At 64.0% G+C, this 24987-nt stretch carries 19 protein-coding genes and 3 tRNA genes; 11 read left to right on the top strand and 11 right to left on the bottom strand.

What is annotated here, in order from left to right:
- Positions 1–181: 181 nt before the first annotated feature.
- The 4 genes from trmD to ffh all read right to left on the bottom strand — a co-directional run bounded on the left by trmD (position 182) and on the right by ffh (position 3445).
- Complete coding sequence (gene trmD / locus MKZ40_RS16415; protein ID WP_175090722.1) at positions 182–934, bottom strand: tRNA (guanosine(37)-N1)-methyltransferase TrmD; 753 nt, start codon at positions 932–934, stop codon at positions 182–184.
- A 25-nt stretch (positions 935–959) separates the two neighbouring features.
- A complete protein-coding gene (gene rimM, locus MKZ40_RS16410) occupies positions 960–1526 on the bottom strand; it encodes a ribosome maturation factor RimM (RefSeq protein ID WP_175090723.1) in 567 nt (188 codons plus the stop codon).
- A gap of 7 nt (positions 1527–1533) precedes the next feature.
- Positions 1534–1785, bottom strand: coding sequence for a 30S ribosomal protein S16 (rpsP, locus tag MKZ40_RS16405; RefSeq protein ID WP_175090724.1), 252 nt, complete (start codon positions 1783–1785; stop codon positions 1534–1536).
- A gap of 223 nt (positions 1786–2008) precedes the next feature.
- Positions 2009–3445 (bottom strand): signal recognition particle protein, encoded by a 1437-nt coding sequence (gene ffh / locus MKZ40_RS16400; RefSeq protein WP_175090725.1) that lies wholly within the window; start codon positions 3443–3445, stop codon positions 2009–2011.
- Between the two features lie 384 nt (positions 3446–3829).
- Between ffh and ccsA the strand changes: the two genes are divergently transcribed.
- From ccsA to MKZ40_RS16385, 3 genes are all read left to right on the top strand, one after another.
- Positions 3830–4627: a cytochrome c biogenesis protein CcsA gene (ccsA, locus tag MKZ40_RS16395; RefSeq protein ID WP_175090726.1), complete on the top strand. Its 798-nt coding sequence runs from the start codon at positions 3830–3832 to the stop codon at positions 4625–4627.
- 99 nt (positions 4628–4726) lie between these two features.
- Positions 4727–6004: an HlyC/CorC family transporter gene (locus MKZ40_RS16390; RefSeq protein WP_175090727.1), complete on the top strand. Its 1278-nt coding sequence runs from the start codon at positions 4727–4729 to the stop codon at positions 6002–6004.
- Between the two features lie 248 nt (positions 6005–6252).
- Positions 6253–7509: a multidrug effflux MFS transporter gene (locus MKZ40_RS16385; protein WP_175090728.1), complete on the top strand. Its 1257-nt coding sequence runs from the start codon at positions 6253–6255 to the stop codon at positions 7507–7509.
- A 143-nt stretch (positions 7510–7652) separates the two neighbouring features.
- Here MKZ40_RS16385 and MKZ40_RS16380 read toward each other — a convergent pair whose 3' ends face one another.
- Together MKZ40_RS16380 and MKZ40_RS16375 are read right to left on the bottom strand one after the other, a co-directional pair.
- Positions 7653–9545, bottom strand: coding sequence for an MFS transporter (locus tag MKZ40_RS16380; protein ID WP_175090729.1), 1893 nt, complete (start codon positions 9543–9545; stop codon positions 7653–7655).
- Positions 9542–10186 (bottom strand): TetR-like C-terminal domain-containing protein, encoded by a 645-nt coding sequence (locus MKZ40_RS16375; RefSeq protein WP_175090730.1) that lies wholly within the window; start codon positions 10184–10186, stop codon positions 9542–9544. Before MKZ40_RS16375 ends, MKZ40_RS16380 begins: the two co-directional genes overlap by 4 nt.
- Positions 10187–10481: 295 nt before the next feature.
- Here MKZ40_RS16375 and MKZ40_RS16370 point away from each other — a divergent pair, with 295 nt between their 5' ends.
- Both MKZ40_RS16370 and MKZ40_RS16365 read left to right on the top strand, forming a co-directional pair.
- Positions 10482–11192, top strand: coding sequence for an SOS response-associated peptidase family protein (locus MKZ40_RS16370; protein ID WP_282627968.1), 711 nt, complete (start codon positions 10482–10484; stop codon positions 11190–11192).
- Positions 11193–11332: 140 nt separating this feature from the next.
- Positions 11333–14317 carry an insulinase family protein gene (locus MKZ40_RS16365; protein ID WP_175090731.1) on the top strand — a complete coding sequence of 995 codons (2985 nt, stop codon included), beginning with the start codon at positions 11333–11335 and terminating at the stop codon, positions 14315–14317.
- 164 nt (positions 14318–14481) lie between these two features.
- Here the strand turns inward: MKZ40_RS16365 and sbcB are convergent, their stop codons facing one another.
- The 4 genes from sbcB to minC form a co-directional block, all read right to left on the bottom strand.
- Positions 14482–15957, bottom strand: coding sequence for an exodeoxyribonuclease I (gene sbcB, locus MKZ40_RS16360; protein ID WP_175090732.1), 1476 nt, complete (start codon positions 15955–15957; stop codon positions 14482–14484).
- Between the two features lie 166 nt (positions 15958–16123).
- Complete coding sequence (minE, locus tag MKZ40_RS16355) at positions 16124–16384, bottom strand: cell division topological specificity factor MinE (protein WP_043336475.1); 261 nt, start codon at positions 16382–16384, stop codon at positions 16124–16126.
- Positions 16381–17199, bottom strand: coding sequence for a septum site-determining protein MinD (gene minD, locus MKZ40_RS16350; protein WP_175090733.1), 819 nt, complete (start codon positions 17197–17199; stop codon positions 16381–16383). The genes minE and minD overlap by 4 nt, the downstream gene beginning before the upstream one ends.
- Before the next feature lie 82 nt (positions 17200–17281).
- Entirely contained in the window at positions 17282–18040 is a 759-nt protein-coding gene (minC, locus tag MKZ40_RS16345; protein ID WP_175090734.1) for a septum site-determining protein MinC, read from the bottom strand.
- A gap of 525 nt (positions 18041–18565) precedes the next feature.
- Here minC and MKZ40_RS16340 point away from each other — a divergent pair.
- Positions 18566–21418: a DUF349 domain-containing protein gene (locus tag MKZ40_RS16340; protein WP_175090735.1), complete on the top strand. Its 2853-nt coding sequence runs from the start codon at positions 18566–18568 to the stop codon at positions 21416–21418.
- Positions 21419–21584: 166 nt separating this feature from the next.
- On the opposite strand, the gene phbB is transcribed toward MKZ40_RS16340, so the two are convergent.
- Positions 21585–22331 carry an acetoacetyl-CoA reductase gene (phbB, locus tag MKZ40_RS16335; protein WP_043336510.1) on the bottom strand — a complete coding sequence of 249 codons (747 nt, stop codon included), beginning with the start codon at positions 22329–22331 and terminating at the stop codon, positions 21585–21587.
- A gap of 370 nt (positions 22332–22701) precedes the next feature.
- Between phbB and MKZ40_RS16330 the strand changes: the two genes are divergently transcribed.
- The 5 genes from MKZ40_RS16330 (at position 22702) to MKZ40_RS16310 (ending at position 24765) form a co-directional block, all read left to right on the top strand.
- A tRNA-Met gene (locus MKZ40_RS16330) sits at positions 22702–22778 on the top strand.
- A 53-nt stretch (positions 22779–22831) separates the two neighbouring features.
- Positions 22832–22908: transfer RNA gene (locus tag MKZ40_RS16325), tRNA-Met, on the top strand.
- Between the two features lie 43 nt (positions 22909–22951).
- Positions 22952–23028 (top strand) — tRNA-Met (locus tag MKZ40_RS16320).
- A gap of 157 nt (positions 23029–23185) precedes the next feature.
- A complete protein-coding gene (locus tag MKZ40_RS16315; protein WP_175090752.1) occupies positions 23186–23665 on the top strand; it encodes an EVE domain-containing protein in 480 nt (159 codons plus the stop codon).
- 134 nt (positions 23666–23799) lie between these two features.
- Positions 23800–24765: a tetratricopeptide repeat protein gene (locus MKZ40_RS16310; RefSeq protein WP_175090753.1), complete on the top strand. Its 966-nt coding sequence runs from the start codon at positions 23800–23802 to the stop codon at positions 24763–24765.
- Positions 24766–24987: the final 222 nt, after the last annotated feature.

Below are 24987 nucleotides of genomic sequence, written 5' to 3'. Positions count from 1 at the left end.
CGTTAGCATCAATCCCGAGATTGATGTTCGTCATGACCCCGGCACCGCAAACGGCCTTGAACACGGGGATCGACCTTGTGTGTGACGCGCCACGGAACTCCCGCAAGATGACTCCGGGCCGTGCCGCACCTCCGCCACGGTGGTGGCCTTCTCCTGACAGCGAACCTTCGGTTCGCAGCGGTCAGGCCTTGCCTTTCCGGGCGTGCTGCGCGATGAACTCGTCGAGCAGCTTGCGCTCCTCACGAGTCAACGTGCGACTCTCCAGCAAATCCGGACGCCTGAGCCAGGTACGTCCCAGAGACTGCTGCAACCGCCAGCGCTTGATCAGGGCATGATTGCCACTGAGCAGAACATCCGGCACCCGCTTGCCGTCGATGACTTCAGGGCGGGTATAGTGCGGACAATCGAGCAGGCCATCAGTGAAGGAATCCTCCTCCGCGCTGGCTTCATGCCCGAGTACGCCCGGCACCAGGCGCGCAACCGTATCGATCAGGACCATGGCCGGCAGTTCCCCGCCAGACAGGACGTAATCGCCGATCGACCACTCCTCATCGATCTCCTCTTCCACCACGCGTTCGTCAATGCCTTCATAGCGTCCGGCCACCACGATCAGGCGCTCATTCGTCGCCAGTTCACGGGCACCGGCCTGATCCAGCTTGCGGCCTTGCGGGGAGAGATAGATCACGCGGGCGTCGTCACCACCAGCGGCACGGGCGTCACGAATGGCACCTCGCAGGGTCTCGACCTTCATCAACATGCCGGGACCACCGCCGTAGGGACGATCATCGACCGTACGGTGCCTGTCGGTGGCGTAGTCGCGAGGATTCCAGAAATCAACCTCGAGCAGGCCCTTGTCGACCGCTCGGCCGGTCACGCCACTGGCGGTAATCGCCGTGAACATTTCCGGAAACAGGCTCACTACACCAATCCACACAGGCGTCAGCTCTCTGTGCTTAACATCAGAATTCGGGATCCCAGTCGACGCTCATGCGCCCAGAGGTGAGATCCACATCGCGAACCACCTGATCGGGAAGGTACGGCACGAGCCGTTCCTTCTCATCGATGCTGTCGTCGTTCGGCTTTATCACCAGAACGTCGTTGGCACCGGTCTCCATCAGGGTGCTCACTTTCCCGAGGCGCTGGCCATCCAGCGTTACCACCTCGAGACCTTCCAGTTGATGCCAGTAGTACTCACCGACTTCCAGCTGCGGCAGGTGCTGCTTGGGCAGGAGAATCTCCGCCCCGGCCAGCTCCTGTGCTGCTTCGCGACTGTCGATACCTTCGAGCTGTGCCACCAGGCCCTTGCCATGGCGACGTGCCTGAGCGAGGCGGGCGGGAATCTGCTTCCCGTCCAGCTTCAGCATCCAGCCAGCGTAATCGAAGATGCCGTCAATCGGGCTGGTGTAGGAATACACCTTGAGCCAGCCTTTGACGCCATAGGGGCTGGTAAGCTTCCCCATTACCACCACATCATCGTCATGCGATGACGCTGCGGTCGGCTGCGGATTGTTCGGTTGAGTAGGCATCCTGGAATCAAGCCTGCTGCTTGCCAGCTTCCTTGATCAGCTGAGCGACACGGTCAGAGACCTGTGCGCCCTGCTGCTGCCAGTGAGCGATGCGCTCGAGATCGACGCGCAGACGCTCTTCCTGGCCGCGAGCGACCGGGTTGAAGAAGCCGACGCGCTCGATGAAGCGGCCATCACGGGCTGTGCGGGAGTCAGCTACAGCCAGGTGGTAGAAGGGACGCTTCTTGGCGCCACCACGTGCCAGACGAATGGTAACCATTGCGTAATCTGTCCTTCGTGTTGAAGTGAAAATCGTGCCACAGAACTCGTCTTCGCATGGAGGGTCCACACGAAGAGGCGACATTCTACGGAAATTGGCAAGCCTTGGAAACCTTTTTCCAAGGCCATACACACGCTCCGCGACACGGGACGTGCCACGGAGCGCTATTCCAGGTGTCAGCGCCCATGTCTCATCAGCGCTGCATCGGGCATCGGGTCAGCAATCAGCGACGCGGGAAGCGTCCGCCACCCATGCCGCCGGGGCCACCCATACCGCCCATGCCCCCCATACCGCCGGGGCCGCCAGGACCACCGCCACCGCCCATCATGCCGGACATGCCACGCATCATCTTCTGCATGCCACCTTTCTTGCCGGCCTTCTTCATCATCTTGGCCATCTGCTTGTGCTGCTTGAGCAAACGGTTGAGGTCCGGCACCTGAGTACCGGAGCCCATGCAGATGCGGCGCTTGCGCGACCCATTGATGAGGGCTGGGTTGCGGCGCTCCTTGGGCGTCATGGAGTTGATCATCGCCTCCAGCTTGCCCAGCTCCTTCTCGCTGGCCTGGCTCTGGGCGACTTCCGCCAGCTGCCCCATGCCCGGCAGCTTGGACATCAGGCTGCCCATGCCCCCCATGTTCTTGAGCTGCTGCAACTGGTCACGGAAGTCCTCGAGATCGAAGCCTTCGCCTTTCTTGACCTTGCTGGCCAGCTGCTCGGCCTTGCTCTTGTCGACGGTGCGCTCGGCTTCCTCGATCAGCGACAGCATGTCGCCCATGCCGAGGATGCGCGAGGCGATGCGGTCCGGGTGGAAGGGTTCGAGGGCGTCGACCTTCTCCCCCATGCCCATGAACTTGATCGGCTTGCCGGTGATGTGACGTACGGACAGGGCCGCACCGCCACGCGCATCACCGTCGGCCTTGGTCAGCACGACACCGGTCAGTGGCAAGGCTTCATGGAAGGCCTTGGCGGTGTTGGCGGCATCCTGACCGGTCATCGCATCGACGACGAACAGCGTCTCGTCGGGATTGACGCTGCGGTGCAGGGCGGCAATCTCGTCCATCATGTCGGCATCGACATGCAGGCGACCGGCGGTATCGACCAGCACCACGTCGTGGAACTGGATACGCGCGTGCTTCATCGCCGCTTCGGCGATGGCCACCGGCTGCTGGGAGGAGTCGGAGGGGAAGAAATCGACCCCGACTTCCTTGGCCAGCGTTTCCAGCTGGTCGATGGCGGCCGGACGATAGACGTCCGCCGAGACCACCAGCACCTTCTTCTTCTCGCGCTCACGCAGGTAGCGTGCCAGCTTGGCGACGGTGGTGGTCTTGCCCGCGCCCTGCAGGCCTGCCATCAGAATGACGGCCGGACTGCCCTTGAGCGTCAGACCTTCATTGGCTTCGCCCATGATCGCTTCCAGCTCCTGCTGGACGATCTTGACGAACTGCTGGCCCGGCGACAGGCTCTTGGACACTTCCTGACCGACGGCACGTTCGCGCACTCGCTCGATGAAGGCCTTGACCACCGGCAGCGCGACATCGGCTTCAAGCAACGCCTTGCGCACTTCGCGCAGGGTGTCCTTGATGTTGTCTTCCGTCAGCTTGGCCTGGCCGGTAATCGACTTCAGCGTATGCGACAGGCGATCACTCAAACTTTGAAACATGGGCCTCTCCGGCTAGGGACGTCTGGGGTCCGCGCTGCGGGGACGAGGGCGTAAGCCACCTCGTGACCGGCGCACGGCATGACGCCCCAGCGCGTGAATGGTTATCCTGTCGCGCATTATACGCACAGGGCGGCCGTGTCTCCATGCATGCAAGACTTGCAAGTCGCCATCCTGGCGATGACATGCATGAAGGAAGCAGCGCCGACAATCGTCATGCAATGCGGAGTCTGTTGCCGCGCGGGCCTCATCGCCCGTCAGAGCACGCGACAGGACACCGCGAGTGGATGCAATCCCGGCGGCGCATTCGGTATAGTCTCTGCAGATAGACAGTGTCTCATGCGAGGCCTGATCTCCCGCTACCCTCCGGCACCTGGACAACAGCACATGCAGGCTCTGCCTTTTGCCTTTCTGGCCATCATCTTCTATCTCGGCGCCGGCCTCTGGCAGGGCCTTACCCTGACACGCCGCGTCCCGGCACGCACGCGTCTGGTGCGCAGCCTGGCGCTGATCGCCGTCGCCTGCCATTCCGTCATCGTCTGGGTCACGCTCAACCACGGTGGCGCGCTGCACCTCGGACTGTTCGAGAGCGCTTCGCTGGTCAGCTGGGCCATCTGCCTGCTGCTGGTCATCGCCAGCCTGTTCAAGCCGGTGATCGCCGGGGGCGCGGCGCTGTTCCCGGTCGCCGCCGCCTGCGTGCTCGGCGTGATGAACCTGCCGAGCGCCACCACCGAGAACCCGCTCTCCCCCGGCCTGGTCGCCCACATCTTCACCTCGGTGGCGGCGTTGGCCTTCTTCAGCATCGCGGCCATGCAGGCCGGGCTGCTGTCACTGCAACAGCATGCGCTCAAGAAGCGACATACCCGCGGTATCGTCCAGGTGCTGCCGGCACTGACCAGCATGGAGCGCGCGCTGTTCGAGCTGATCTGGGCCGGCATGATCCTGCTCAGCGTATCGATCATCAGCGGCACCATCTATCTGGACAACATGTTCGCCCAGCATCTGGCTCACAAGACCGTGCTCAGCCTTGGCGCCTGGATCATCTTCGCCGTACTGCTGTTCGGGCATCACGTGCTGGGCTGGCGCGGCCAGCGTGCCGCACGCTGGACACTGGGCGGCTGCCTGGTACTGGCACTGGCCTTCTTCGGCACCAAGTTCGTGCTGCAAGTGATATTTTCCCACTAAGTCCTGCCATCCCGACAGAGATCGCTCGCTGCGCCTGATGCATTGCAGCGAGCGTGTCAGTATCATGCGCCTAAATCCGCCACCGAGGACCCTTCACTCTTGAGCGACGACACCCCGTTGGGGCTGCTGTTCGGCCTACTGGTCATCCTGATCATCCTGTCTGCCTTCTTCTCGAGTTCCGAGACCGGCATGATGTCGATCAACCGCTACCGTCTCAGTCACCGCGCCAAGGGCGGTGAGCGCGGCGCCAAGCGTGTTACCCGCCTGCTTTCCCGCCCGGACCGCCTGATCGGCGTCATCCTGATCGGCAACAACTTCGTCAACAACCTGGCCGCCTCGCTGGCGACCATCATCGCGATCCATTACTTCGGTGATGTCTCAGGCCCGGCCGTCTCGACCGCCGTGTTGACCATCGTGGTGCTGATCTTTGCCGAAGTGACGCCCAAGACCATGGCCGCCGTGAACCCGGAGCGCATCGCCTATCCGGCCTCTCTGGTACTGGAGCCGTTGCTCAAGCTGCTCTACCCGCTGGTATGGCTGGTCAATGGCATCTCCAATAGCCTGCTGCGTCTCTTCGGCGTGCGCGATGTCAGCGGCGGCGCCGACAGCCTGACTCGTGACGAGCTGCGCACCGTGGTCCATGAGGCTGGCAGCATGATTCCGCGTCGCCACCAGGGCATGCTGCTGTCGATCCTCGATCTCGAGAACGTCACCGTCGATGACATCATGGTGCCTCGTCAGGAGATCTTCGGCATCGACCTGGACGATGACCTCGACATCATCCTCAGCCATATCCGCGCCAGTCAGCACACGCGGGTGCCGGTCTACAAGGGGGACATCAACAACATCATAGGCATCCTGCACCTGCGCAACGCGGCGCGCTTCCTGTCACTGGACGAGGTCACCAAGGCCTCCATCATCCAGGAAGCCCGCGAGCCCTACTTCATCCCGGAGTCCACGCCGCTGCATACCCAGCTGCTCAACTTCCAGAAGCAGAAACGCCGCATCGGCATCGTGGTCGACGAGTATGGCGATGTGCAGGGGCTGGCGACATTGGAGGACATCCTCGAGGAGATCGTCGGCGAGTTCACCACCGATGTCGCCGGTACGCATCAGGAGATCCACCCGCAGGACAACGGCAGTTACGTGATCGAAGGCACCGCCAACATCCGCGAGATCAACAAGGCCATCGGCTGGCAGCTGCCGACTGACGGTCCCAAGACACTCAACGGCCTGATTCTGGAACACCTGGAATCCTTCCCGGATGCTCCGGCCAGTCTCGCCATCGGCACTACGCGCATCGAGATCCAGCAGGTGAAGGACAACCAGATCACCTCGGCACGCTGCTGGCAGGCAGCCCGCACCACACGCACCTGATGTCGCCATTGCCCCTCGGCATCACGTCGTGATGCCAAAAAGAGCCCGCCACCCGGCGGGCTCTTCACGTTCCAGCTCGTTGCAATGCCGTGTTGCATGCCGTGAAGCGGCCAATGGCGAAGACACGCGTTATCCTCTGCCTGCGCCACGACGAGCACGGTGACATCCGGCCTGTTGACTCACGATCACCGCCACCGAATCCGCCGACCGTCTTTCCGCCACGCCCACCACCTGCACAAAGGGCCGACATGACCTCAGCCTCCCCTTCGAAGATTGCACTGCAGCACCACCCCGCCCGCTTCACGCTGATGCTGGCGTTGATGGTCGCCCTCGCCCCTCTGGCCACTGACGCCTATCTGCCTGCCATGCCGTCCATGGCAGGCGACTTCGGCGTGGACGAGCATCGTATCGGCCTGACCATCACCATGTTCTTCTTCGGCTACGCGATGGGGCAGCTGGGCGGCGGTCCGCTGTCCGACAGCCTGGGGCGTCGCCCGGTGGCCCTGAGCGGCTTCGTGCTGTTTCTCGTCGCCGGTCTGGGCTGCGCACTGACCCGCGACTTCCATTGGCTGCTGTTCTGGCGAGTGCTGCAGGGCATCGCCACCGGCATGACAGGTGGTGTCTCACGCACCGTGGTAAGGGATGTCGCGACCGGCAAGGACGCCGCTCGCCTGATGACCAACGTCACCATGGTGCTGATGACCGCGCCGTTGATCGCCCCGTCCCTCGGGGCCTTGGTGATCTCGCTGAGCCACTGGACGACAATCTTCTTCGCGCTGGGGGTCTACGGACTGCTGGTCGGCCTGATCATCCATCGCTGGCTGCCGGAAACCCACCCGCCCAGCGAGCGCACGCCCTTCAAGCCCCGCAATGTGCTGCGTAGCTATCGTGACATCCTCTCCACGCGCGGTGTACCCGGCCATCTGATGCTGATCCTGTGCGGCCCCGGCATCATGTTCACCTTCATCACCAATGCCAGCTATCTGTATCAGGGGCTGCTCGGGATGACACCGCCTCAGTTCGCGCTGGCTTTCGGTGCCAACGTGGTGGCGATGTTCGTCGGCAATCGTCTCAATCATGTCGGCCTCAAGCACCTGCGCATGCGCACCCTGGTCAAGCTGGCACTGGGTGTCCAGCTGACAGGCATCTGCTGGCTGCTGGGGCTGGGCCTGAGCGGCATGATCAGCGCCGCTACCATGATTCCCGGCATGCTGGTGGTACTTGGCGCAGGCGCCATGATCACCCCCAACGTGATGGCAGACTACCAGTCGCTCTTCGCCCGCGGTCACGGTGTCGCCAATGCCATCTCGGGCACCACGCTCTTCCTGGGCGGCGGGCTCTATGGTGCCATTGCCAGTCTGTGGCTGAACGGCACTGACATGCTGCCGGTGCCCCTGGTGATGCTGACAGCCTGCCTGATCGGCAGCATCGGCTTCTGGATCACGCGCCATACCGCCCCGTCCAATCAGCCCAGTGCCCGCAGTGGCGCCACCACGTCTGCTTGAGTGAGCCCACCGGCCGCCCTGGATGAGGCACACGCAAAAAGACGCCGCCCGCGAGATCACGGGCGGCGTCTTGTCTTCAGGGGCAGGGCTGGCTCTCACCAACCGGGGTGACGGCTGAACACGAGCGAGGCCGCTTCATCCTGTCACCGATTGCCTGCCAGGCGTGTCGCCTTGCGATGCAGATCACGCACCGCTTCTTCGAGCTCCACCGCCTTGGTGCCGACAGGGTCGAAGGTACGTCCTACACACAGCTCTACCCGCCCGCGCAGACGCCGCGGGAACTTGGCGAAAGCAGGCCCGCCGCCGTGGGAGAACCAGGACCCCCATAGTCCGCCCAGCGCCATCGGAATCACCGGCACCGGGTCACGCGCCAGAATCAACTCCAGCCCGCGCCGGAAGCGGCCGACCTCACCATCACGCGTCAGCTTGCCCTCGGGGAAGATCATCACGACTTCTCCCTCGCGCAGCGCCTTGCCGACTTCCTCCAGCGAACGGCGCACCCCTGCCGGGTCCTTGCGTGAGGAATCCACCGGAATCGCCCCGGCAATGCGGAAGAACCACTTGAGCCACGGCGAGTGATAGATCTCGGCATCCATCAGGAAACGCAGCGGACGCGGACTGGCCCCGCCCAGAATCAGCGCATCCATGAAGCTGACGTGATTGCACACCACCAGCGCCGCCCCTTCCGCCGGTATCCGCCAGCGCCCCTTGAGGTGCAGGCGATACATCAGGTGGATGAGGATGAAGATATTGAGGCGCAGGAAGGGGCGCGGGTCGCGCAGCATGCAGACCACTGCGATCAGTCCGCTGATCAGGGACAGCAACAGCAGGAAATCCGGAATATCGCGCCCCATCACGCCCAGCACCAGAATGCCGGCACCGGCCGACAGCACCATCAGCAGGGCATTGAGCACGTTGTTGGCGGCGATCATGCGCGCGCGGTGATCTTCAGGACTGCGGATCTGCAACAGGGTATAGAGCGGCACGATATAGAGGCCACCACCGAACCCGATGACGCCGAGATCCAGCCACATGCGCCAGAAACCGGCGATGCCCAGCAGCTCGATCAAGGGCATGGCCATCTGCGCCTCAGCCAGTGCCGGGCGCAGGGCAAGATCCAGCCCGCCAGCGAAGATGATCAGCGCGCCGAAGGGGACCAGTCCCGTCTCGAGGCGCCCGCGCGAGACACGTTCACAGGCCAGCGACCCCAACCCGATACCGATGGCAAAGGCCGCCAGCAAGGCAGAGGTCGCCCCTTCGGCCCCATGCACGATATCGCGCGCATAGGCCGGCAATTGCGTCAGATAGCTGGCGCCGAGGAACCAGAAGGCACTGATGCCCAGCAGCGCCCAGCGTAGCCGGCGGTTGCTCAGCCCTTCACGCATCACCGCGATGCTGCCGGAGAGCGGCCGCCACGGCACGGGGCCGGGCGAAGCGGAGGGTGCCGGCGGAATCTTGCCGGCCGCCATCACGCCCAGCAGGGACAAGGAAACCAGCGACGCGGAGAGCGCCCAGCGTGCCAGCTCGCCGCCCAGTGCCATCAAGGCCGCGGCAGCAAGGGTACCGATCAGGATGGCCAGAAAGGTGCCCAGCTCGACCCAGGCATTGCCGCTGACCAGCTCATCCGGCTTGAGATGCTGGGGCAGGATGGCGTACTTGACCGGGCCGAAGAGCGCCGACTGGGTGCCCATCATGAACAGCAGCGCCAGCAGCAACTCCCAGGCTTCGAAGATCAAGGCGCCGGCCGCCACGCTCATGGTAGCCAGCTCCAGCCACTTGAGTCGCACGATCAGGCGCTGCTTGTCGAGGCGGTCAGCCAACAGGCCGCCCCAGGCGGAGAACAGCAGAAAAGGCAGGATGAAAAGACCGGCCGCCAGGTTGTTGACGATGCCGGTGTCCCAGCCCCGCTGCTCGATGACCACGAAGGTCATCAGCAGCAGCAAGGCGTTCTTGAACAGATTGTCATTGAAGGCCCCGAGGGCCTGGGTCCAGAAGAAGGGCGCAAAACGGGGTCGCCGGAGCAGTTCTCGACTCATTTTCCAGCTTCCGTGGCATCCCCCGCACACGCAGCCTCGCTGCGTACCTTGAGCCCTGCCAACATGGTGTCCAGCAACTGATCGAGAAGCTCCGTCACTTCCAGTGGCTGCCCCTGCCAGAGCCCCAGACGCTCGTTCATGCCCAGCTGCACCAGACCATGCACGCTACCCCACAGCGTGCGCGCCATGCGCTTGGCCTCGACGGACTCGACGCGTGGGGCGTACTCGACCAAAGCCCCCTCCACACGCTCGAACAGCCCTTCGATCATCGCGTTCTGACGCTGGTCCAGCTCCCCTTCCTGGGCGAGCGGGAAGTCGAACAGCAGCTGCCAGCGATAAGGGTCGCGCTGGGCGAAGCTCCAGTAGGCGCGCGCCAAGGCCTTGAGGCGCTCCGAAGGACTCGGCGTCTCCTGTCCGGCTATCGCATCGCGCAGCCTGTCCAGCGTCGCCAGATTGACGTGCTGGAGCAGGTTGCCGAAGCTGCCATAGAGCTTGAGCAGGGTGCTGGGCGCACAACCGACTTCGCGAGCCAGGTTGCGCAGAGACAGGGCGTGAACGGGCTGCTCTTTGAGCCATTCATCGCAGGTCTCCATTACCCGCGCATGCAGCGCTTCCGGTGCATGCTGACGTGGACGGGCCATCGAATTCCTCTGATGCTTGAGATGCGTTACCGCGTAGCGAGTCTGACGCGGCGTGTGTTCGGACAGCACGGGTGGGCAAAGGGTTGCGACGCCTTGCGGGCACCTCTTGGAGCACCCCGTATCAGTCATTGAATCGAACAGTGTTTCCGTCCAGCATATCGAGACTGAGCACAAACGCAAGCATCACCAAGGTGTGGCATGCTGGCATGCGTGACGTGCAGCGCGATCCACACCCCATCTCAGGCAGCAGCTGCCGCTGCATGTTCCCTTCGCCTCATCGCCTCAAAGGATTCTCGTGGCCGGTCGTCTGTATATCCCCCCCTACCCCGCTGACCTGCCCCCCGACGAACTGTTCGGGTCGCTGGCGACTCCCGCGCTCGAACGCCAGTTGCGCAGCGAACTGCTGGTCAGTGCCAATCGCGCCCCGCGCATGCCCGCCTCGATGCTGCGTCTGGAAGGCCCCAGCCTGCGGCTGGTGCCGGCACTCTGGGGCCTGACACCCAGCTGGCTGGAGATCATGGACCACGCCCCGCACGTGGCGCGTGCAGAGTCGCTGGAAACGCGACGCATGTTCCGCGAGTCGTTCATCAGCCAACGGGCACTGATCCCCGTCGGCGGTGTCTATGTGTGGAAGGAACAACCGCGCATGAAGCAGCCGTTTCTGGTCACGCACCCGACCCGCGCTCCGCTGTTGCTGGCCGCCCTCTGGACGCGCCACTTCAGCGCTCCCCTGATGGAGGGGCTCCCCCCCGAGGGTCGCGACAGCTTCGCGCTGATCAGTGTCGAGTGCGCCGGGGTCACGTCACGCCTGACCGATCGCATGCCCGCCGTGATCGCGCCGCATCAGGTACGCGACTGGCTGAATGCCGAGACGCCGCTGGAGACAGCCCGCAGCATGCTGACACCGAACGTCAGCCTGGCCGCCTTTCCGGTCGCACGCCTCGTCAACGACCCCGAGCATCAGGAGTGGAGCGTCGCCCACCCCACCGGCCCGATGCTGACCTGAATCCGCCTGCGTCGACGGCACGTATTGACGATGGTGGCACTGCATCGCTCTATCGCCTCGCGCACATGTTCGCCCAATGAGAACCATCACCGAGTCAGCGCCACCTGCCCGAGCAGCGGTGGCATGAATCAGGAGAGAAGATGTCACTGCCTTCAGGATTTCGCCCTCTTGCACTGAGCACGGCCATTGCAGCCATCGTCATGGGTGGTCTGGCGCCGGCCATCAGCCATGCCGATACCCGCCCGGCTTCTGCGCCCGCATCGTCACTCGCGCCGGCCGCCAACTCCGCCTCAAGCACGGCGTCCGCCAGGGGCGAGCAGGCCAGTCCGGTCATCAAGAGCGAGAACGACCAGCGACTTTATCGCAGCCTGACCCTCGACAACGGCCTCAAGGTCCTGCTGGTCAGTGATGCCAAGGCCGACAAGGCCGCCGCCGCCGTCGATGTCGAAGTCGGCAGCGCCCAGGACCCCGACGATGTCCCGGGGCTGGCGCACTTCCTGGAGCACATGCTGTTCCTCGGCACCGATCGCTACCCGAAGCCGGACGCCTACCAGGACTTCATCACCAGGCATGGCGGCCAGCACAACGCCTTCACCGCCAGCCAGGACACCAACTACTTCTTCGACATCGACCCGGATGCCTTCGATGAAGCGCTGCCGCGCTTTGCGCGCTTCTTCGTCGCACCGCAGTTCAACGCCGACTACGTGGATCGCGAGCGCCATGCGGTCAATTCCGAGTATCAGGCGCGCCTGCAGGACGATGGCCGGCGCATCTACGAGGCTGTCGAAGCGGCCCTCAATCCAAAACACCCCTTCAACCGCTTCAGCGTCGGCAGTCTCGAGACCCTCAAGGACACCGAGGCCGGTAGCCTGCGCCAGCGTCTGGTCGATTTCTATCAGGCCCACTACGGCGCCAACGTGATGCGCCTGTCATTGGTCGGACCGCAGTCGCTGGAAACGCTCGAGCAGCTGGCCCGTGACAACTTCAGTGATGTGCCAGATCGCGGGTTGTCGCGTCCCGAGATCAACACGCCCCTGGCCAGCGGTGACGAACTGCCGGCACGCCTTGAGGTCAAGTCACTCAAGCAGGAGCGCAAGCTGTCATTCATGTTCCCTATCGACGACCCGATCGCCCACTACCAATCGCAGCCGGTCAGCTACCTGGCCAACCTGATCGGTCATGAAGGTGAAGGCAGTCTGCTGGCGGTGCTCAAGGAAAAGGGCTGGGCTGATGGCCTCTCGGCCGGCGGTGGCCTCAGTGATGGCGAGCATGCCCTGCTCAGCGTCGACATCAGCCTGACCCCGGAAGGCGCGCAGCATCAGGCGGCGATCCGTGCCGCGCTGTTCGACTACCTGGCCCTGATCCGCGATGAGGGCATCAACGACTGGCGCTATACCGAACAGGCACAGCTGGGTGAGCAGAGCTTCCGCTTCCAGCAGCGCAGCTCACCGGTCAATCTGGCCAGCAATCTGGCGATGATGATGACGCGCTACCCGATCGAGGATGTGCTGGCGGCGCCCTACCTGATGCAGGACTTCGATCCGGACCTGATAAAGGACACCCTCGCTCGCCTGACACCCGACAACCTGCTGGAGGTCTACTCCGGCCCGCAGGTGGAGGGGGATCAACAGGGCGAGTGGTTCAAGGCGCCCTATACCCTGACGCGCCTGACGGCGGATGCCGCTGCTCAGACAGCCGGCGACGACACCCTGGCCAGCCAGCTGGCGTTGCCCAAGCCCAACCCCTATCTGGCCAAGGACTTCCGCGTACTCGACCTGGCCGACGCCAAGCCGAGCCAGTTGATCGATGAGCCCGGTGCCGAACTCTGGTATCAGGGTGATGCGAGCTTCGGTGTGCCGAAGGCCGAATGGCGTTTTGGTCTGCTCAATCCCGACGTCAGTCGCTCGGTGGATGACCAGGCCATGAGTCAGGTGCTGGCGGCGTGGCTGAATGACAGTCTCAACGCGCGTCTGTATCCGGCGCGTCTGGCAGGGCAGGATGCGCTGGTCTACGCCCATGGGCGTGGCATCACGCTGCAGTTCAGTGGCTGGCGTGATGGTCAGCAGCCGGAAATGCGCGAAGTGCTCGACCAGCTGGTGAATGGCGAGATGGCCCCCGCCACCCTGGAGCGCATCACTCAACGCCTGCGTCGCAGCCTGCAGAATCGCGTTCAGGCACCGCTCTACACGCGCCTGGGCCGCAGCCTCAGTGAAGCGCTGGTCGGTCTGCCGAGCACCGCCGAGCAACAACTGGCCGCCCTGGACAAGATCGACGCCCAGTCACTGGACAGCTTCCGCAAGCGCTTCCTTGCCAAGCTGCACGTGCAGGCGATGGTGACCGGCAACCTGACCGCCGACCAGGCCCGCGAGACCGGACAGCTGGTGATCAACGGGCTGGCGCCGCGTATCACTCGTGATGCGGTGCCAGACCTGGAAGTGCGTCAGGCCACCCACCACACGGTACTGCGTCCGGACAGCACACGCGGCGATGCCGGCGCCCTGCGCTACCTGCAGGGCAAGGACCGTACGCTGCAGACCCAGGCACGCATCGCGGTGCTGGGCCAGCTGCTCGAAGCCCCCTTCTACAGCCAGCTGCGCACTGAGGAGCAACTCGGCTATATCGTCTCCGCACGCTATTCGCCCATGCTCGATGCGCCGGGGCTGAGCCTGCTGGTGCAGTCGCCGTCCAGGGACAGCAAGACGCTGTTTTCGCGCATGGATGCCTTCCTCACCCGCTTCGACAGCCGCGTGCAGTCATTGGATGAGGCCACGCTTGCCAGCTACCGCGACGCCGTCGTCGACAGCCTGACCCAGAAGCCCCGCAAGCTGTCCGAGCTGGCAGCGCGCAACTGGAGCGAGCTGAGCTTCGGCTGGACAGGCTTTGACCGCCGCCAGCAACTGGTCGCGGCCGTCGAGCAGGTCAGCGCACAGGATATCCGCGCCATCTGGCAGCAGCTGAATGCCTCCAGCGCGCTGGAACTGGCCTTCGACCCCGGCACGCCCAGCGACTTCGACCAGCGCCTTACCGAACTGGACCTGCCGCCGCTGCCCGAGGCGCCGCGCGCCGAGACAGGCGCGACCCTGGCGGCACCCTCAGCCAAGGCCAGTGGCAATGCTCAGCATTGAGCATCGACGGCCCGCCAGTGGCTTGACGGGCAAACCAGACGCTGCCCCTCACCGGACGAGCGCCTGAAATGACAAGACCCCGACGAGGTGCAGTTCAATGACCGCGTCGGGGTCTTGTTCATTCATGCCTTGCCGGCAAGCACAGCGGGCCGGCTAGCCCGTCATCAGCCGAAGGCCTGCGGCGGCATGATGCCTTCCACGTACATCGCCAGTTCTTCGAGAATCTGCACGCGGTCCGGGTCCTGTTCGCTCTGGGCCAGCCGCTGGATCTCGCTGACGAAGCCCTTCACGGTCAGGCTCGCGACCTGCTCATCGTTCATGCGCTCCCAGCGCCACTGCTCCCAGCGTTCGCGCTCGGCGGAGTTGAGCGTGTAGCCGTAGCTGCGCGCACGATAGCGGAACAGCATCTCCTCGAGGCGGCCATCCTGGAAGGCGAACGGCGTATCATCCAGCGCCTCGGGATGGGTGGCACGTACCCGCTCCATCTCCTTGCGGTCCGCGGGCGAGAAGAAGCCGCCGGAATAGAGCATCAAGTCCGGATCAGCCGGCCCGGCCGGCGGCACCTCGGCGAATACCTGCGCCACCTTCACGCCGATACCGGCGTTGTCCTTCAGCCATTTCCAGTGCACGCGACACTGGGCGGGGTCGATCTTGAAGCGCGCCGCGATCTCGCCGTATTCGCCCTCATGCGGCCCGGATACATCCTTGAGCGCATTGGCCGGCAGCAGCACCGGACTCTTGTTGAGATGGATGACCTTGAGCGGAATCCGCTCCTCGCCTTCCGCGAGGTCATCGGCACTGGCGAAGACACGGGCACGTATCTCTTCCGGTGACAGCTCCATCAACGGCGCCGGGTCTACCGAGAGGTCATAGACGATCACGCCATTGGCATTCGAAGGATGCTCCGCCAACGGCACCACCAGCGCGCCACAGGCCCGCGAGGCCGGATAGCGACGCGAGATGTGCAGCATCGGCTTGCGTGCGCCGATATCCAGCAGGCTGGCGACATGGCGCTTGTTGCGCAGCTTGAGCAGGTAATCGAACAGTCGCGCATTGCGCGACTTGAGCAGGCGTGCCAGCGCGATGGTGGCGCGCACATCCACCAGCGCGTCATGCGCGCCGGCGTGTTCGATGCCATTGGCCGCCGTCAGATGCTCCAGACGGAAGCTGGGCGCCCCATCTTCACGCTTGGGCCATTCGATGCCCTCCGGGCGCAGGGCATGGAAGGCGCGCACGACATCGATCAGGTCCCAGCGCGAATTGCCGTTCTGCCACTCACGCCCGTAGGGGTCGAGGAAGTTGCGGTAGAACAGATGACGGCTGACTTCATCATCGAAGCGCAGGCTGTTGTAGCCCAGCGTGCAGGTCCCCGGCACGCTCATCTCGTCATTGATGCGCCCGGCGAACTCGGCCTCGGGGATGCCGCGGCGCTCGGCCTGCTGCGGGGTGATGCCGGTGATCAGACACGCCATCGGCTGGGGCAGGAAGTCATCGGCCGGCTTGCAATAGAGGGTCAGCGGCTCGCCGATCTCATTGAAGTCAGCATCGGTACGGATGGCCGCGAACTGCGAAGGACGGTCACGGCGCGGGTCGGCGCCGAAGGTCTCGTAGTCGTGCCACAGGAAGGTGGGCTCTGCCACAGGATGTCTCCACGCGGGCGGTCGAAAAATGAACGTGCCAGAGCACCGTCTCCAGCGAGGCTGGCACGGTGCTCTGGCAGGCAATGGGCATGGGCTGGGTCGGGACGTCGCAGGCGCTGCCCGCTCGGCAACGCCTCAGGTGGCAAGCACCCGACGCCCCGCGAACTCAGGCCTCGCCGGGGCGCGGCAGAGTGACGTTGAGTTCCAGCACCGAGCAGTCGTCTTCGCGGTCCAGCGAGATGTTGATGGCATCCTGGTCGACCTGCACATACTTGCGAATCACCTCGAGCAGCTCACGCTCCAGCATCGGCATGTAATCCGGCTGGTCACGCTGGCTACGCTGGTGCGCGACGATGATCTGCAGCCGCTCCTTGGCGACATTGGCGGTCTTCTTGCGCTCTCGCTTCAGAAAATCCAGTAATTTCACTTGCGCCCCCCTCCAAACATTCTGGCCAGCAGACCGCGCTTCTCGACTTCGTGGAAACGCAACTGCACTTCCTCGCCCAACAGGCGGGACACGCAATCCACGTACGCCTGGCCGGCATCGCTCTTCTGGTCATGCGTGACCGGCACACCCTGGTTGGACGCGCGCAGCACGGCGTCGGACTCCGGAATCAGGCCGATCAGCGGGATCGACAGGATTTCCTGGATATCGGTCAGGTTGAGCATGTCTCCGCCGGTGACGCGTGCCGGATGGTAACGGGTGATCAGCAGGTGTTCACGCACCGGGGTGTCGCCATTCTCGGCACGACGCGTCTTGGAAGACAGCAGGCCGATGATGCGGTCGGAGTCACGTACCGAACTGACTTCCGGGTTGGTCACCACCACGGCCTCGTCAGCGAAGTACATCGCCAGCTGGGCACCGCGCTCGATACCGGCCGGCGAGTCACAGATGACGTAATCGAACTCCTCGCGCAGCGCGTCGAGCACCTTCTCGACGCCTTCCAGCGTCAGCGCATCCTTGTCACGGGTCTGGGAAGCCGGAAGGATGTGCAGATTGTCGATGCGCTTGTCGCGGATCAGAGCCTGCTTGAGATTGGCTTCGCCCTGGATGACGTTGACCAGGTCATAGACCACACGGCGCTCACAGCCCATGACCAGGTCCAGGTTACGCAGGCCCACATCGAAATCGATCACTACGGTCTTGTTGCCGCGCAAAGCCAGTCCGGTGGCAATGGCGGCGGCGCTGGTCGTCTTGCCGACGCCGCCCTTGCCTGACGTCACTACGATAATCTTGGCCAAAGGTATCTTCCTTGCTGAGAGTCCCTCGCCGAGCGAGGATCACCTGTAAATATTGGATATCGTTCAGAACACAGTGCTGAGATCAGCCGAGTCGTGCGATACAGAGTTGATCGTGTTCAAGCACGACTTCGACATTGGCACCCAGCAGGCGATTGTCGATGTCATCGAGCCGCTTGTAGGTTCCGGCCACCGAGAGCAGCTCGGCGTGCAGTTCCTTGCAATAGATGCTGGCGTTGCGATCGCCATGGATACCCGCCAGCGCGCGGCCCCGCAGAGCGCCATAGATATGCACGCTGCCGGCGGCCAGGATCTCGGCACCGGCATTGACCGCGCCGATGATGACCAGATCGCCCTCCGGTGCGCTGACCTGCTGGCCCGAGCGCACCGTGCCGCGATACACCTTGCTGGCGTGGGCCGGCTCCGCTTTCTCGGCCGCGCTGTCCGTGACTGTCTCGGCAGGTTCGGCGATCGGCTCAGCGGCCACCGGCGGCACGGACTCGAGGGAGCGCCCGCGATTCTCCTGCGGCGGGAACCACCCCAGCCCCAGCGCCCAGGCGGACTGGCGCACCGGGTCTCCACCGCCACGCACCGCGACCGGCAACAGCTTGTGGCCACGGCAGACGGCACAGATGCGCTCCAGCGCCAGATGCGGCTCGTCGAGCTTCTCGACGCTCAGCACCACCGGCGTATGTTGAAAGAAGGCCGGCGACTGGCTGAGCTTGCTCGCCAGCTGAGCACGGATCTGCTCCGGATCACCGCTGACCAGCTCCATGACCGTCATCGGCAGCATGCCGCCCTTGAAGGTGAAGGCCTGAGGGGCCCTGTCCGTACTGAGACTCATGACCTGACTCCGGTTGCGTAAGGAGTGTCGAAGCCCTCCGACACTCTTGATGATGCACGTACTGTTCACGGCATCCTCAAGGCGGCCCTCGAATAAAAAGGCCACCTGAATAACATAGCTCGCCGTCGCACACGGCACAGCGACTGCTTGATAGGCGCCGAGCATGAATGACAGACACTGAATGGCATAGCGGTAACGTACAAAACTATGTGAGCGAACACAGTGCTGCAACTGATGATACGGCCAGCAGCAGGCACTGTCAGGTGTCGCGTGCCTACGACGTGGCTCCCTTGCCGACCTGTCACCCGCCGCCGCTCGCCCCGCACGCCGCCGCGCGCATGCAATAAGGCACATCGATCGACATGCGATACCACACAACGGGGGGTTGTGACTGGTAAGATAGCGGGGTGACGAAATTCATGCGCCGTCACTCCGCCCACTCCGTCGTGCCCACCCGATGGCACCCGCCGAGTGTGCGGCCAATTGTTGCGCCCCTCTATTTTTTGCCTGGATAACCGCTCTCACATGACCGGACTGCTCTCCCGCCTCACTGGCCGCCTGTTCACTCCTCGCTGGCAACACGCCAACCCTGCCATTCGCTCCGCTGCCACTGACCAGCTTGATCCGGAGATTCCAGACCAGCGCAAGATCCTGGAGACCCTGATTCTCGAAGATGACGCCCTGGAGGTGCGCCATGCCGCCCTGACGCGCATGCAATCTCCCGAACGTCTGCTGCCGCTGCTCGACCGCGCCGATGGTCTGGTACGCGAGCGCCTGATCGAACTGTTGAGCGGCGGCCAGGATGCGCCCTCACTGTTGAGCCGTGAACAGCTGGTCGCGCGCCTGGAAGATCGCGAACTGCTCTCCGCCGTGGCGTCCCGTGGCGACAACCAGCAACTGCGTCTGACCGCACTGAGCCGACTGGAAGATGAAGAGACGCTGATCCATCAGGCCTGCCACAACACCATCGCCGCCGTGCGCCATGCTGCTGCCGCCCGCATTACCAGCCAGGCCGGCCTCGAGCGTCTGGTGCGTGATGCCAAGCGGGACCGTCACGTGCAGCGTCAGGCGCGCGACACCCTCGCCCAGCGCCGTGCCGATGCCCAGCAGGCCGACGCGCTGGCCGCCAGCCGCGACAACCTGCTGCGCCAGATGGAGAAGCTGCCGCGTCAGGCCTGGGAAGACAGCGTGCCCTCGCGCTACCGCTCGCTGCTGCGCGAGTGGGAGCGTCTGCCGGCCGCGGACTACGAGATTCAACAGCGCTTCGAAGAGGCACGCCAGCAGGCGCACAAGGTCATCAGCGACCATGAGGCCCGCGAGGAAGCCATTCGTGCCCATGAACGCCTGAGCGCCAACCTCAACACGCACCTGGAAGAGATTCTCAGCGCCGTGGACCAGGCGCGGGCAGACCTCTACAGCCGCGACTGCGTCAATGATCACGACTTCGCCAGCCTGCAGGCCCAACGCCGACTGCAGGGAGAGCGCTGGCGCGAGCTGACCGACCAGTTCTCGGCCCCGGCCGAACTGCTCGAACGTCAGCAGCGCCTGCAACAGCAGCTGCAGGATGCCCTCGATGCCTGGCATCGCCATCAGCTGTGCCAGGGCGAGTTGGATGCCGCGCTGGTCGACAATGACATCGACCAGCTGCGTCGTCTGGAAAGCGAGGTGGCCTGGCCTGCGGGTCTGCCGCAGACCGCCAGCCTGAGCGCGGTGCGTCAGGCGATCAACGCGGCGCAGCCGGAAGAACCGGCAGAGGCAGCGCAAGAGCAGGACGCGCTCGATGAAAGCCCTGCACAAGACACAGAGTCAGCTGACGCCTCCCGCGAGGGCGACGGCACTGCGCGCAAGGCGAGCCTGGATCTGGACGCACTGGATGCCGAACTGGCACGCCTGGAAGCGGATCTCGATGCCGGCAAGCTAAAGCCGGCCAGTCGCCTGCATCGCTCACTGCGCGATCGCACCGAAGGCCAGCTCGACAATGCCCGCCAGACACGCCTGCGCCAGCTCGGCGCGCGTGTCGCCGAACTCCGTGACTGGCAGAACTTCGTCGCGGCGCCCAAGCGCGAGCAGCTTCTCGAGGCCATCACCACCCTGAGCGAGCGCGATGACATCAGCGATGAGCAGCGCGACCGCCAGCACCAGCAGCTGATTCAGCAATGGCGCGAGCTAGGTGATGCGGCCGCCAGCCGCGATGCCAGCCAGGCGTTCCGCACCGCCTCTGACGCCATCAAGCTGCGCCTGCGGGATTACCGCGAATCGCGCAAGCAGCTGCGTGAACTCAACCTGGCCATGCGTGAAGCGCTCTGCGAGCAGCTTGAATCGCTCAACGGTAACGCCATGGACGATGCCGACCCCGACTCCCTGCGCCAGATTCGCGATCGCGCCCGTGAGGAATGGCGTCGCCACACGCCGGTGCCCGCAGGCCCCGGTCGCCAGCTGTCACACCGCTTCGGCGAGGCGCTGACGGCACTGCAGGGGCTGATCGACAGCCGCGCGGGTCAGATCGCCGCCGCCAAGCAGGCTCTGGTCGAGGCCGTCGAGGCGCTGGCCAATGAGGACACGCCGGCACGTGCCCGCGCCGAACAGGCCAAGGCCCTGCAGAGTCGCTGGCGCGAGATGGGCCGCGCGCCAAAGGGCGAAGAACAACGCCTGTGGGCCGCCTTCCGCGCGGCGTGCGACCGTATCTTCGCCGCACGCGATCAGGACCGCGAAGACCGCGACAGCCGCGAGCAGGCACGCCTGGATCAGTGGCAGGCGTTGATCGAGCGCCTCGACAGCTGGGAGCCGGAGACGCTGGAAGACGCCGCCCTGCTTGATGACGCCCTGAAGGAAGCCGACACCCTCGGCCCGCTACCGCGCGGCAAGCGGGGCGACGGCATGCGTCGTCGCTGGACCGGCATTCTCAAGCGTCGCGAGCAGCGTCTGGACGAACTGCACGCTCTGCAATTGCGCGAGGAATGGCAGCAATGGCGTGACCTGCTCGAACAGCACGCCGTGGCGGATGCCAGCGCGCGTAACGGCGACGTGCAGGATGTCGAGCTGCCGAACACCTCGGCCTTCGACGACAACAGCCGCCAGGCCAATGCGGCGCGCAACCAGATGCGTCAGGCCCTGCCGAGCAACTGCAGCGCCGCCAACGAGCGCCTGGCCGAGCTGCGTGTTCACCTGGCCATTCTGTTCGAGGCCCCGCTGGGCAGCGAAGATGAGTCACGCCGCCTGACCGTGCAGGTCGCGCGCATCAACCAGCAGCTGGGTGAGCGCATGGAGCGTGAAGAAGAGCTGGATGAGGTGCTGGATGCGCTGCTCGCCAACGGGCCGCTGGACTGGGACGCCTGGCAGACCGAACTGCCGCGCTTCGATGCGCTGTTCAATCACTGAGTCAGCACGCCTGAAGCGCTGACGTCTGAACCTGTGATGATGCACTCGCAAGACTGAAACCATGGCAACGGAAAGCCCCCGCCTCTGTCGAGACGGGGGCTTTTTCATTCTCTCGCCAGGCGGAGCCGAGTGCCGACCCTGCACTGGCTCACTCCAGCGCAGAGCATCAGCCCATGAACTGGCCGCCATTGATATCCAGGTTGGCACCGGTGATGAAGCCGGATTTCTCGTCGGCCAGGAAGGCGACCGCACGCGCGATCTCATCCGGCTGACCATAACGCTTGACCGGGATGGTCTCGCGGATTGATTCACGGATCTCTTCGGGGATCTTCATGATCATGTCGGTGGCGATGTAGCCCGGCGACAGGGTGTTGACGGTAATGCCCTTGGTCGCGGTTTCCTGCGCCAGCGCCATGGTCAGACCATGCATGCCCGCCTTGGCGGCCGAGTAGTTGACCTGGCCGAACTGGCCCTTGCGGCCATTGATGGAGGAGATGTTCACGATGCGGCCGTACTTGTGCTCCAGCATGTCATTGATGACGGCACGGCAGGTGTTGAAGACGCTGTCGAGGTTGCAGTTGATGACTTCGCGCCACTGCTCATAGCTCATCTTGCGCATGGAGGTATCACGCGTGATGCCAGCGCAGTTGACCAGAACCGCGATCGGACCGAAGCGCTCGCGGATTTCGTTGACGCCTGCCTGACAGGCTTCGAAGTTGTCCAGCTCGATGCCGGACAGTGCGATGTTCTCGAACCCGGCAGCGCGCTGCTCCGATAGCCACCCCTCTGCCTTTTCCTTGTTCCTGTAACCCGCAATTACCTGATACCCCTGGTTCGCCAGCTCGCGGCAGATGGCGGAACCAATGCCACCGGTACCACCGGTAACCCATGCGACGGGTGCTGTTTGTGTCATCTTATTGTGTCTCCCTAATCCTGGAACGTCCTGTGTCCTTGGCTTGGGCACAGCTTGACAAATCTGCGGACACCCCCGCCCTGAGAAAACGAGAATGCCTGCAACGACAACAATGACCCGTGTCTCTAACAGCCTGATGACAATCGTGCACTCTGTGACGCCTGCCATCCGCCTGTGCGAGGCGCGTCACTCTCAGTATGGACAGGATGCAGCGGGAATGTATGTAGCAGATCTCTCACACGAGATGCCGATAATCGCTCGAGATGCGTAGACGGGTTGGTGACGACTCACCGGGCACGAGAAGTTTGCGTCAATTACGGGATAACGGTTGACGCAGCACTGTATATCCTTATACTACGCCCCACGTTGATGCGGGGTGGAGCAGTCTGGTAGCTCGTCGGGCTCATAACCCGAAGGTCATCGGTTCAAATCCGGTCCCCGCTACCACTGACAAGTCGTTGCCTATCAAGGTGATTGCCAGTCAGACACCAACGTGATGTTGCGGGATGGAGCAGTCTGGTAGCTCGTCGGGCTCATAACCCGAAGGTCATCGGTTCAAATCCGGTTCCCGCTACCAACTTCTGATGCGTCAGAGTTGGAGCAAAGGCAGTACCCAGTGTTGCGGGGTGGAGCAGTCTGGTAGCTCGTCGGGCTCATAACCCGAAGGTCATCGGTTCAAATCCGGTCCCCGCTACCAAGAATTCGAAAGGCCTGATGCCATGCATCAGGCCTTTTTCGTATGCGTGAAATTCCTGTGCGAGGATATCGCTGAGGCCAGCGCCCGGACCTCGCCTGTCCCTTTCTCAACGCCCATCGCCTTCACACTCATCACGTAAGCCCCAAGGGAGTGCCGCATGCGCCACTGGCTGATCAAGACCGAACCCGATGCCTTCTCGCTGGATGACCTGCGCCGCGAATCACCGGCGCTATGGGATGGCGTTCGCAACTATCAGGCGCGCAACTTCCTGCGCGAGATGCAGCTCGGTGATGTCGTGCTCATCCAGCACTCCAGCTGCAAGGTACCTGCAGTGGTCGGGCTTGCCATCGTCAGCGAACTCGCCCTGCCCGACCCGACGGCCAGTGACCCCGAGCACAAGGGCTTCGACCCACGTCAGGTGGCGGATATCGATGCCGGCAAGCCTCCGCGCTGGGTCGCCCCGCGCCTGAGCTACCTTCGCCCGCTGCGCAACTCCCTGCCCATCGCGCGCCTGAAGGCCCGGCCCGAGCTGGCGGATAGCCACCTGGTGCGCCGCGCACGCCTGTCCGTGATGCCGCTCAGCGAGAGCGAAGCCGCCTGCATCGCCAGCCTGGCCGGCGACACCCTGCTGCCGTGAACCGACGCGCCCGAGGCGATCGCGCGAGGAAGTGTCCGGCAGCGCCTTGAACTCCACTGCGACGGGCCGCATCATCAGGCCAACCGGCTCGCGCGCGAGCCTTGAATCGCAGACAGAATTTCGGGGCATGCACCATGATCATCGATCCCAATACCGGCCAGCCACTGACCGGCAATGACACCACCGCCACCCAGCCACAAGGGGTAGTCGGCGGCGGTGCCGCCAGTGCACCGCGCCAGGCAGAAGACGCCAATACCTACATCATCGATGTGGACATGAGCAATCTTCAGCAGGTGCTGGAAGCCTCACAGCAAGTGCCGGTACTGCTGGATTGCTGGTCGCCGCAGAGCGAGCACTGCCTCGTTTTGACGCCGATCCTCGAGAAGCTGGCGCGTGAATATGCGGGCGGCTTCATCCTTGCCAAGCTGAACGCCGAGGAGCAACAGGACATCGCCGCCCAGCTGGGTGTGCGTTCGGTGCCGGATGTCAAGCTGGTCATCCAGGGCGGCCTGGCAGGTAACTTCACCGGCGCACGTCCGGAAGCCGAGATTCGCCAGTTCCTCGAGCAGCACAAGGTCCAGCCGGCGGCCGGGGCAGGCCCCAGCCTCGCGGAGCAGGCGGCCACTGCACTGGAAAACGGCGACCTCGTCACCGCCAAGACGCTGTATCAACAGCTGGCGCAGGAATCTCCCGAGACACCGGAATACCGCATCCATCTCGCCTCGGTGCTGGTTGCCGAGGGCAATGGTGAAGAGGCCCGCCAACTGCTGGACTCCCTCAAGCCGGAAGACCGTGATGGCGCCCAGGCGCGTGGCGTACGTGCGCGCATCGACTTCATCGCCGAGGCGCCGTCTCCCGAAGAGGTGCAGGCCATGATCGAGCGGGACGACAGTGAAGCCCGCTACCAACGCGCCATGCGCGATCTGGCGGATGGCCACTACGAGCTGGCTCTGGATACCCTGATCAGCCTGGTGAAGACCGACCGCCAGTACGGCGATGATCTGGCACGCAAGACGCTGCTGCGCGTCTTCGACGCCCTTGGGGCGACCCATGAGCTGACCGTGCGCTTCCGTCGCCAACTGTTCGCCCTGATGTACTGATCGTGCTGGTGCGCTGATCGTAGCAATGAGTTGAACACGACACGCAGACGACAAGGCCCCGCCTCCGGTCAAGGAAGCGGGGCCTTGTCATTGATGGTCAGCCGTCGCGCCGACTCAAGGACTAACGACGACGGCTCCAGCCCTTGAGAAGCGAGGGACGGGCACGCGATTCGCGCACGCTGGGCGGAAAGTCCACCTCAAGCTCATGGCCCGCGGACATCA

It is taken from the genome of Cobetia sp. BMC6 (assembly GCF_029991385.1).
Taxonomy (GTDB): domain Bacteria; phylum Pseudomonadota; class Gammaproteobacteria; order Pseudomonadales; family Halomonadaceae; genus Cobetia.
This window is presented reverse-complemented; position numbering and strand designations above follow the sequence as displayed.

Excerpts from the sequence above, each read along its gene's own strand:
- rimM (WP_175090723.1), bottom strand. The coding sequence starts at position 1,526 with ATGCCTACTCAACCGAACAATCCGCAGCCGACCGCAGCGTCATCGCAT.
- rpsP (WP_175090724.1), bottom strand. The coding sequence starts at position 1,785 with ATGGTTACCATTCGTCTGGCACGTGGTGGCGCCAAGAAGCGTCCCTTC.
- ffh (WP_175090725.1), bottom strand. The coding sequence starts at position 3,445 with ATGTTTCAAAGTTTGAGTGATCGCCTGTCGCATACGCTGAAGTCGATT.
- ccsA (WP_175090726.1), top strand. The coding sequence starts at position 3,830 with ATGCAGGCTCTGCCTTTTGCCTTTCTGGCCATCATCTTCTATCTCGGC.
- MKZ40_RS16385 (WP_175090728.1), top strand. The coding sequence starts at position 6,253 with ATGACCTCAGCCTCCCCTTCGAAGATTGCACTGCAGCACCACCCCGCC.
- MKZ40_RS16380 (WP_175090729.1), bottom strand. The coding sequence starts at position 9,545 with ATGAGTCGAGAACTGCTCCGGCGACCCCGTTTTGCGCCCTTCTTCTGG.
- MKZ40_RS16375 (WP_175090730.1), bottom strand. The coding sequence starts at position 10,186 with ATGGCCCGTCCACGTCAGCATGCACCGGAAGCGCTGCATGCGCGGGTA.
- MKZ40_RS16365 (WP_175090731.1), top strand. The coding sequence starts at position 11,333 with ATGTCACTGCCTTCAGGATTTCGCCCTCTTGCACTGAGCACGGCCATT.
- minC (WP_175090734.1), bottom strand. The coding sequence starts at position 18,040 with ATGAGTCTCAGTACGGACAGGGCCCCTCAGGCCTTCACCTTCAAGGGC.
- MKZ40_RS16340 (WP_175090735.1), top strand. The coding sequence starts at position 18,566 with ATGACCGGACTGCTCTCCCGCCTCACTGGCCGCCTGTTCACTCCTCGC.
- phbB (WP_043336510.1), bottom strand. The coding sequence starts at position 22,331 with ATGACACAAACAGCACCCGTCGCATGGGTTACCGGTGGTACCGGTGGC.
- MKZ40_RS16315 (WP_175090752.1), top strand. The coding sequence starts at position 23,186 with ATGCGCCACTGGCTGATCAAGACCGAACCCGATGCCTTCTCGCTGGAT.
- MKZ40_RS16310 (WP_175090753.1), top strand. The coding sequence starts at position 23,800 with ATGATCATCGATCCCAATACCGGCCAGCCACTGACCGGCAATGACACC.